The sequence below is a fragment of the Capillibacterium thermochitinicola genome (genome assembly GCF_013664685.1).
Lineage (GTDB): Bacteria > Bacillota > UBA4882 > UBA10575 > UBA10575 > Capillibacterium > Capillibacterium thermochitinicola.
On sequence record NZ_JAAKDE010000051.1, the window covers coordinates 1 to 10369 of the forward strand.

7 protein-coding genes and 1 pseudogene are annotated in these 10369 nt (G+C 36.8%); all 8 read left to right on the forward strand.

Features of this window, described 5'->3' with window-relative positions:
• The first annotated feature begins 319 nt into the window (after window positions 1-319).
• The 8 genes and pseudogenes from G5B42_RS11140 to G5B42_RS11175 all read left to right on the forward strand — a co-directional run bounded on the left by G5B42_RS11140 (window position 320) and on the right by G5B42_RS11175 (window position 10102).
• A complete protein-coding gene (locus G5B42_RS11140) occupies window positions 320-2206 on the forward strand; it encodes a polysaccharide biosynthesis protein (RefSeq protein WP_231133538.1) in 1887 nt (628 codons plus the stop codon).
• A gap of 64 nt (window positions 2207-2270) precedes the next feature.
• On the forward strand, window positions 2271-3131 hold the full coding sequence (gene rfbD, locus G5B42_RS11145) for a dTDP-4-dehydrorhamnose reductase (protein WP_181340547.1): 861 nt from the start codon (window positions 2271-2273) through the stop codon (window positions 3129-3131).
• Between the two features lie 51 nt (window positions 3132-3182).
• Complete coding sequence (locus G5B42_RS11150; protein ID WP_181340548.1) at window positions 3183-4376, forward strand: DegT/DnrJ/EryC1/StrS family aminotransferase; 1194 nt, start codon at window positions 3183-3185, stop codon at window positions 4374-4376.
• 36 nt (window positions 4377-4412) lie between these two features.
• Entirely contained in the window at window positions 4413-5171 is a 759-nt protein-coding gene (locus G5B42_RS11155) for a sugar transferase (RefSeq protein ID WP_181340552.1), read from the forward strand.
• Complete coding sequence (locus G5B42_RS11160) at window positions 5161-6435, forward strand: glycosyltransferase family 4 protein (protein WP_181340549.1); 1275 nt, start codon at window positions 5161-5163, stop codon at window positions 6433-6435. Before G5B42_RS11155 ends, G5B42_RS11160 begins: the two co-directional genes overlap by 11 nt.
• Before the next feature lie 75 nt (window positions 6436-6510).
• The gene (locus G5B42_RS11165) at window positions 6511-7731 is read left to right on the forward strand and encodes a nucleotide sugar dehydrogenase (RefSeq protein ID WP_181340550.1); all 1221 of its coding nucleotides are present in this window, start codon (window positions 6511-6513) and stop codon (window positions 7729-7731) included.
• Between the two features lie 255 nt (window positions 7732-7986).
• Window positions 7987-9305: pseudogene (locus G5B42_RS11170) on the forward strand (nucleotide sugar dehydrogenase).
• A gap of 23 nt (window positions 9306-9328) precedes the next feature.
• Window positions 9329-10102, forward strand: coding sequence for a glycosyltransferase family A protein (locus tag G5B42_RS11175; protein WP_181340551.1), 774 nt, complete (start codon window positions 9329-9331; stop codon window positions 10100-10102).
• Window positions 10103-10369 lie beyond the last annotated feature (267 nt).

Consider the following 10369-nt stretch of genomic DNA (forward strand, 5'->3'; position numbering starts at 1 on the left):
GCGAACTTAATTATACACTGACGGAAGGTGAAAGCCTGAAATCGCCTACGAAATTTAAAGGAAATTAAAAAGGAAAAGAGAATAATTAACCTGGAGTTAAATAGAAATTCGACACATCTTTTATTTTATCAACAAACCTCAGTTGAAGGTAACAAACAATCAATCAGATGAAGCAAGCAAATAAAGTGGATCGATATCGTTCACTTTTTATTTTTGGTTAATAATTTTTGGTTGAAAAAACATCGGGTGTTGGAATTAGCGGAAGTACTGGTCAAAAAGGGGAATGGGGATGAAACTTAACCGCGAACGATCGGTTTTGATGTTTTTTGATATATTATTTATCAACCTGACTTTATGGGTGTCCTTTACTGTAAGGTTTGAAGGGAATATACCTATTGTTTATCGCAACAACTGGGTATATTATGCCGTGGTGGTTACCTCTTTGCGCATGGTCTGTTTCTATGTGTTTGGTTTGTACAACAGCCTTTGGGGTTATTCCAGCCTTCCCGAGATGATTCAAATCATAAAAGCGGTTTCCTCTTCTTCTTTGTTGTTATTCTTATTGGACCAGTTCGTTATTACCCCATCAATCCCCAAGAGCATCCACTTTATTTCGTTAGTCATTAACATCCTCCTGATTGGGAGTTCTCGTTTTGCCATCCGCTTGCGGCAAGAAATACTGAATGCTTTTGAAAGCGGCAGGAAACATGGTCGGCGCGTTTTAATTATCGGTGCCGGGCAAGCCGGGGCTTTAATCATTCGGGAGATGCAACAACAATCAACTCCTTATCATCCGGTAGCAATCCTTGACGATAATTATAATAAAATTAAACGTTATCTGCATGGTGTTCCTGTTGTAGGCAGTATCCAACAACTACCAAATACCGTCAAAGAGTATCAGATTGATGAGATCTTGGTGGCGATTCCTTCGGCCTCGAATGAAAGATTGCGTGAGATTGTCGCCCTCGCCAAAGAAACCGGACTGCCCATTCGGATTATCCCGGGGCTGTTGGCTTCGGGCACGGAAAGAATCACCCTTGCTCAGGTCCGCGAGGTACAGATTGAGGATCTTCTAGGTCGTCAACCGGTTAGGTTGAATATTGAAGAGATTGCCGGCTATTTGAAGGGGGAGCGGGTTTTAGTCACTGGTGCCGGCGGTTCCATCGGGTCCGAACTCTGCCGTCAAGTGGCCCGGTTTGAGCCGGAGTGTCTTTTTCTGCTCGGACGCGGGGAAAACTCTATTTACGAGATTGACCTGGAACTAAAAGAGACTTTTCCAGCCTTGTCCAAATTACCGGTCATCATTGATATACGGGACCGCAGACGTTTGGAACAGTTCTTTCGTGAATACCGGCCGACCGTGGTCTTTCATGCCGCTGCCCATAAACATGTCCCTTTGATGGAGAGCGCTCCTGATGAAGCGGTGAAAAACAATGTTTTTGGGACACGAAATGTGGCGGAGTTGTCGGATAAATATGGAGTAAAAAGGTTTGTTATGATCTCTACCGATAAAGCCGTCAACCCCACCAGTGTCATGGGGGCCACTAAACGGGTGGCGGAGATGCTCATTCAACTGCTGGCCCGGGAGAGTAAAACAAAGTTTTGTGCGGTCCGGTTCGGGAATGTCTTGGGGAGTCGCGGTAGTGTCATTCCCCTTTTTCAACACCAGATTGCGAAAGGTGGGCCCGTAACGGTGACCGATCCCGAAATGGTCCGCTTCTTTATGACCATCCCCGAAGCGGTTTCATTGGTTATCCAAGCGGGGGCGATGGGTGAGTTCGGCGAAATTTTCGTACTTGATATGGGGGAACCAGTCAAGATCCTTGATTTGGCCCGTGATTTAATTCGCTTGTCCGGGTTGGTTCCCGGAAAAGATATTGAGATTCAATTTTGTGGGATCCGGCCGGGTGAGAAACTTTACGAAGAGATACTTACTTCCGAAGAAGGAACCAACGCGACCCGTCATGAGCGGATCTTTGTCAGTAAACCCAATGATCTAAACCCGGCACGTTTTTGGGAGGATTTAACTTATCTTGAAAAATGGGTTTCCAATGCTGACCGGGTTAAAGTGGTGGAAAAACTCTGTCAGATGATACCTCGATATACGCCGAGTGAATACTGGCGTGCGCAGTTGGTTACTGCTGCCCGAGCAGAAGTGGGGGCGACCGTTGAAGCATGTGCTGTTCAGAATAAAGGCAGGCTTTAACAAAACGGGCTCCGAAATAATAAAATATAAGCAGGATTGGAAAACATAAAAGGCGGTTCGAACCTTGAAGATTTTAGTCACCGGTTGTCAGGGGCAATTGGGGCGCGAATTATGCCGGCAGTTTGAAGTACGCAACCGGAGGCGCCAAGAGTTTCACGTCGTGGCGACCGATGTTGATACCTTGGATATTACCGATGCCCAACAAGTCAAGAATGTGGTGGAACGGGAGAAGCCCGACGTTATAATCAATACTGCTGCCTACACGAAGGTGGATGCCTGCGAGACTGATGAGCAGACTGCGTTTCGGGTTAATGCCCATGGTGCCCGGAACTTAGCGGTTGCGGCCTATAACATCGGTGCGAAGATCCTCCAGGTGTCGACCGATTATGTCTTTGACGGGACGGGAAGAACCCCTTTACGGGAATATGACCCGGTTAACCCACTAAGTGTTTATGGGAAGAGTAAAGCTTTAGGCGAGCAACTGGTGATGACGACCAATCCCCGGTACTTTATCGTTCGTACTGCCTGGCTCTATGGAGACGGGGCTAACTTCATCCGGACGATCCTGAAATTGGCTTCGGAAAAGGAAGAACTCAAAGTGGTCAATGACCAGGTAGGCACCCCGACCAGTACTGTTGATCTTGCCAAATGTATTCTGGCTTTAATTCAAACCGACTATTACGGTATTTACCATGGAACGTGTGAAGGGGAATGCACCTGGTATGATTTTGCCAGGAGGATATTGGTAGTAAAAGGGATCAAGAAAAGGGTGATTCCAATCAGCACCAAAGAGCTCAACCTACCGGCCAAAAGGCCGGCCTATTCGGTACTGGAAAATTTTATGTTGAAATTGGTTGGGTTAAATACCTTCCGTAATTGGGAAGAGGCCATGACGGAGTATTTGACAAGAGAAGGACATCAATGACATCGATAAATTTGTTTGGTTGGGTAAAATCAATGCAAAGGGATGATTTAGGTGAATATCTCTTTTTCGCCGCCGGACATTTCGGAAATTGAAATTAATGAGGTTATTGATACCTTAAAGTCCGGTTGGATCACCACCGGGCCAAAAACCAAACTTTTTGAAAAGAAGATCGCCGAGTACACCAATACTTCGAAAGCGGTTTGTTTAAATTCGGCGACCGCAGCGTTGGAACTTACCCTGCGTTTACTGGGCATTGGCGAAGGGGACGAAGTAATTACTTCCGCCTACACGTACACAGCGTCGGCAAGCGTTATTCATCATGTGGGAGCGAAAATAGTTCTGGTTGATACAGCGAAAGATTCATACCAAATGGATTATGACCAACTGGAACAGGCAATTACAGAAAGAACAAAAGCCATTATTCCGGTGGATATTGCCGGGGTAATGTGCGATTATGATCGATTGTTTGAAATTGTCGAGCAGAAAAAGAGTTTATTTAAACCGAAAAATGAGATGCAGGAGGCCTTTAACCGAGTAATAGTTGTAGCAGATGCCGCCCATTCCTTCGGTTCAATATACAAGGGAAGAAAAAGCGGGGAAGTGGCTGATTTTACTTGTTTTTCGTTTCATGCGGTAAAAAACCTGACGACAGCAGAAGGCGGAGCTGTCACTTGGCGGGATATCCCGGGAATTGATAACGAGGAAATTTACAGGCAATATATGTTGCTTTCTTTGCATGGGCAATCAAAGGATGCCCTGACCAAAGCGAAAATTGGCGGCTGGGAATATGATATTCTCATGCCGGGTTACAAGTGTAATATGACTGATATTATGGCCGCCCTGGGTCTTGGACAGCTGCAAAGGTATCCGTCTTTATTACAAAGAAGAAGAGAAATTATTGCTATGTATAATGAAGGGTTGAAGGACTGTAATGTTGAGCTTTTAAAGCATTTTAGCGATGATTATTCATCCAATGGCCATCTCTACATGGTAAGACTTCTTGGTAAGAATGAAACTGAGCGAAATAGAATAATTAAGCAAATGGCCCAGAAAGGGATTGCGACCAACGTTCATTATAAACCATTACCGTTATTGACAGCTTATAAGAAGATGGGGTTTGATATTAAAGATTACCCTAATGCTTATGCCCAGTACAAAAATGAAATAACTCTACCTCTTCATACTTTGTTAAGGGATGAGGAGGTAAAATATATCTGTACAAGTTTGCATCAAGTAATAAATTAATTTTTATGTTTATAAGCAAATGAAGATGGGGTAATGATGGTTTTAAGAGAATGGGAAGATTTGCCTGAGTTTATGAAAAATGAACGGGTAAAAGAATATTATGATATTCTATCTCAAAAAAGGGTAAGCTTAGTATTAAAGCGTATTTTTGATTTTGTTCTTGGCTTCATGCTGTTGATTATTCTTTCACCATTATTTATTATTTTAAGTGTTATTATTAAGGTGGATTCAAAAGGTCCTATTATGTTCAGACAAACCAGAGTAACCCAATACGGGAAAAGGTTTAGAATCTTTAAATTCCGGACGATGATTGATAATGCTGACAAAATCGGTGGTCAGATAACTGCGAAAGATGATGCAAGGATTACTAGGGTTGGCAGGGTATTGAGAAAGTATAGGCTAGATGAAATTCCCCAGTTATTTAATATTATTACCGGTGATATGAGCTTTGTTGGGACGAGACCAGAAGTTCCCAAATATGTAGAGAAATATACGGATGAAATGTTGGCAACTTTATTATTGCCGGCAGGAGTGACATCAGAAGCAAGCATACAATATAAAGATGAAGAATTATTATTGACAAATGCCATTAGTGTAGATGAAGTATATGTGAATAAAGTATTACCTGAAAAGATGGAATATAACTTAAGAAGTATAGAAGAGTTTAGCCTTATAAATGATATAAAGACAATGCTTAGGACTGTTGTTGCTGTTGTTAAGAAGGAAGAAGATAAGGATGTTAGAAATTCTGTCAAATTAAAAAGTAGGGAAAAGAGGCAGGAACATGAATGGTAATATTAAAAAAAGGAATATTTGGATATTTCATCATTACGCAACACCTCCTAATATCAATGGATTTACTAGACCTTATGATTTAGGTGTAAATCTAATAAATAAAGGATATAATGTAACGGTTTTTGCAGCATCATTTTTACATTTAGCAAATGTAAATCTAATTGATGATAAAAGGTTATATATAATAAATAATGATAGTGATATTCCCTTTGTCTTTATAAATACTCCATCATATGGCGATAGTTATATAAAAAGAATTATTAATATGGGTGTATATTATAAACGTCTTTTTACGGTTACAAAAAAGTATATAGAAAATCATCAAAAACCTGATTTGATTATTGCCTCATCTCCACATCCATTGACAATGGTTGCAGGTATTAAAATTGCTAAAAAATTGGGGATTCCTTGTATTTGTGAAGTTAGAGATTTGTGGCCAGAAGTTTTCTTCATGGACGGAATAATAAAAAAAGAGACCATTGTAGGTAAATTACTTCTTAAAGGAGAACGCTGGATATACAAAGAAGCTGATGCGATTATATTTCTCAAAGAGGGAGATTATACTTATATTACTGATAATAAGTGGGATATTGCACAGGGTGGAGAAATTAATCTTGACAAGTGCCATTATATAAATAATGGAGTTGATATTGAAAAATTTTATAAGCAAATGAATAACAATATCCTAGATGATCCCGATTTGAATAATAACAAAAAGTTTAATGTAGTATATACCGGAGCTATTAGACCTATAAATAATGTAGGAAATATTCTGGATGCTGCTAGTTTGTTGAAAGACTATAAGGATATTCAATTTCTTATCTATGGTGATGGTAATCAATTAGAAGATTTAAAACAACGTGTAATTAATGAACAACTGACAAATGTGAAACTTAAAGGATATGTGGATAAAAAGTATATTCCATATGTGCTGAGTAGATCGTCGGTAAATATTTTAAATTATTCACAGAAATATAATTGGTCAAGAGGGAATAGTTCCAATAAACTTTTTGAATATATGGCATCTGGTAAACCGATTATTTCTACTGTAAAAATGGGATATTGTCTATTAGAGAAATATAATTGTGGATTATCATTGGAAAGAAATACACCTGAGGAATTAGCTAAAACTATTTTAAAAGTTTATGAAATGCCTGAAGAAACTTATAGAAAAATGGGGCAGAATGGTAAACAAGGAGCCAGAGATTTTGATTATAAAGTTTTAACGCAGAAATTAATATCTGTTATGGAAAGTTATATTTAAAAATAAAATTTTTTATATAAACAAGGAATAATAATTATTTTTTAGTAATTGAATGGGAGAAGGAAGGTAATAAAAATGATTAACGTTATAGGACAGGGCTATATAGGTTTACCTACGGCATTAATGTTTGCCAAAAGTGGTGTAAAGGTAGTTGGTACAGATATTAATGAAGAATTAATTACATCTCTACAAAATGGAGAATTAACCTTTGAAGAAAAAGGATTAAATGAATTATTTCAAGAAGCTTTAGCCAATGGAATTGAATTTTCTACCGAATATCAAAAAACAGATACTTACATAATTGCAGTACCAACACCCTATATGAATGATACAAAAAAGCTTGATCCAAGGTATATTATTTCAGCTATAAATACTATTTTAGATATATGTGAGAAAGGTTCTATATTGATTATAGAATCGACAGTTTCTCCTGGAACTATAGATAAATACATAAGGCCTGAAATAAGTAAAAGAGGTTTCGTAACAGGACGGGATGTACATCTAGTTCATGCACCTGAAAGGATTATCCCAGGGAATATGATTTATGAACTCGAACATAATTCCAGAACGATTGGTGTTGATGATTTGGAAATAGGCGAAAAAGTGAAGGATTTATATTCAGTTTTTTGTAAAGGGGAAATTATAATAACAGATATAAGAACTGCTGAAATGACTAAGGTAGTAGAAAATACATATAGGGATGTAAATATTGCTTTTGCAAATGAATTAGCTAAAATCTGTAGAGCAGATAATTTGGATGTATATGAGATTATCAGGATTGCCAACAAACACCCACGGGTTAATATCTTACAGCCAGGGCCTGGAGTTGGGGGACATTGTATTTCAGTAGATCCCTGGTTCCTGGTTGGGGACTATCCAGATCTGACAAATCTAATTTTGACAGCAAGAAAAGTTAATGATTCCATGCCTTCTTATGTATTAAAAAGAATTAGAGATATTATGAGAGAACATAAAATTCATGATGTTTCTAAAGTAGGTCTGTATGGCTTGACCTATAAAGAGAATGTAGATGACACCAGAGAAAGCCCAACCCTTCAACTGTTAAAAAGAATGGATGAACATCTGGCTTATGGCGTTAAGGTATTTGATCCCTTTGTGAAAGAAAGAATCGTGGATCATCAGTTTATGAATTTTGAGGACTTTATAAATGAGATAGAGATTTTAGTTATAATGGTAGCCCACGATCATATTAAAGATAATATTGATCTAATAAAAGATAAAATTATACTTGACACAAGAAATATTTGTCTTTATGAGGGTGTATATAAATTGTAGTATAGTATAATATTTGCTTAATCATTTAATAAGTTTTATACTTTTTTATTAAAATCATTTGATCATTAGAATCGATAATGCCTATAATTATAAATACTTGTTTTATAGACTATGAAAAATAAAGCTTAAAACTTCAAACAAGAAGCACATAAAAAAATTTACAATAGATAATTTAGCAAGTGCACTTTTGAATTTTGTTGATATTCAAAATAAAATAAATGTAATCGAAGGAGTTGAAAAGGGGAGGATAAAAAAGTGAGTTTATATGAGAAAATAGTAAAAAACAAGAAAAAATTTCAGTAATTGGTTTAGGTTATGTCGGAATGCCTTTAGCTGTGGCCTTTGCAAAAAAGGTTAATGTTATAGGTTATGATGTAAACGAACAAAAAATAGCTTTATATAAGAAAGGCATTGATCCTACAAACGAGGTAGGAGATGAGGCAATAAAACAGACTACTGTAGAGTTTACTTCAGATGAAACAAGATTAAAAGAAGCAAAATTTCATATAGTTGCTGTTCCTACCCCTATTAATCTAGATAAAACCCCAAATCTTACTCCGGTAGAAGCTGCAAGCACTACAGTTGGTAGAAACTTAACTAAAGGCTCAATTGTTGTTTATGAATCAACAGTATATCCTGGTGTTACAGAGGATATATGTATACCTATATTGGAAAGGGAATCCGGCTTAAAATGTGGTATTGATTTTAAAGTTGGCTATTCTCCAGAACGGATAAACCCAGGAGATAAGGTTAATAGACTGGAAACTATCACAAAAATAGTATCTGGTATAGATGAAGAAAGCTTAAATGAAATTGCGATGGTTTATGAACTCATTATAGAGGCAGGTGTTCACAAAGCTAGCTCAATTAAGGTAGCTGAAGCTGCAAAAGTTGTAGAAAATAGTCAGAGGGATATTAACATAGCCTTTATGAATGAACTAGCCATGGTCTTTGACCGTATGGGGATAGATACAAAAGAAGTTATAGAAGCAATGAATACGAAATGGAATGCATTGGGATTTTATCCAGGATTAGTCGGTGGTCATTGTATAGGAGTGGATCCTTATTATTTTATTTATCAGGCTGAAAAATTGGGGTACCATAGCCAGATAATACTTGCAGGAAGAAAGATTAATGATGGCATGGGTGAGTTTGTAGCAGATGCAGTTATAAAAAAATTAATACTTGCTGATAAAGTAGTTAAGAAAGCAAAAGTGGTTATTTTAGGTATCACATTTAAAGAAAATTGTCCTGATACTAGAAATTCTAAAGTTATAGATATTATTAAAAGATTAAAAGAATATGGAAACGAACCAATAGTTTATGATCCGCTTGCGGATAAGAATGATGCTAAAGAAGAGTATGGCATAGATTTAGTTGATATAGAAGACATAAAAGATGCTGATTGTCTTGTTTTTGCTGTAGCCCATGACGAATTTAAGAATATGAGCTTTGATCAAATGGATGCATTATTTGGTAACTTTAGTAATAATGAAAAAATTATTATTGATGTGAAAAGTATCTTTGATAAAAAAGCTATTGAAGAGCGAGGATATAGTTATTGGAGATTATAGTTAACTTCAAAGGAGATTAGTCCATGAATGTTCAAGTGTTAATTGCTACAACTGACCAACATGACTATAGTTTGCTTGAAAAAATGAATATACAGTCAGATGCTATCGTAGCGAATCAATGTAATAGAAATGAGATCGTAGAATTTGACTATAAAGGACATCGTATTAAATACTTGAGTTTTAAGGAAAAAGGCGTAGGATTAAATAGAAATAATGCCCTTATGAGAGCAGATGCTGAATTGAGTATTATAGCAGATGACGATATGATATTTGTTGACGGTTATGTAGATATTGTAAAAAAGCATTTTAGAGAGAACCCTGATGTTGATGTGATTATATTTAATTTACTCGAAAGAAATAGCAGTAGATATGTAATTAAAAAGAAGTTTAGGGTTAGATATTGGAATTTTATGCGTTTTGGTGCAGCCCGGTTAGTTTTTAAAACTAGAAGCATTACAAAGCATGGGTTATTTTTTAATTTGCATTTTGGTGGAGGAGCAGAATATAGTGCTGGTGAGGACACACTATTTTTATATGATTGTTTAAAACATGGATTAAAGATTATAGCCGTACCTGATGCAATTGCTATACTTACAAACGATCGTGGATCAAGTTGGTTTGAGGGATATACAGATAAATATTTTTATGATAAAGGGGTTTTGTTTGCAGCCATGTCAAAAAGATGGTCTAAATTACTTTGTTTACAATTTGCAATAAGAAGAAGGAAATTATTCGAAAAAGAAAAAACATGGTATGAAGCATATAAATTAATGTTAAAAGGTCTAGAAGATTTTTAAGTAAGAGTGGTGTTTAATTTTTTCAATTAGCTATCTATTTTTTCTAAAGTACTGTTTAGATAATTTAAGTTATAGGATTAAGCTTTAATCTATCTGAGAGATTAATACCATAGAAGCAGGTATTACTTAAAACAGCTTACTTAAATATTGGAGCATTCCTGTATTGAAATCAAATGAACTTTGAAAAGACGAGTACCTCCTGTTAGAATACTGGGTGTAAGCAAGTTACCCCTAACAAAATAAGACTAACAGAGGAGGTACTCAATA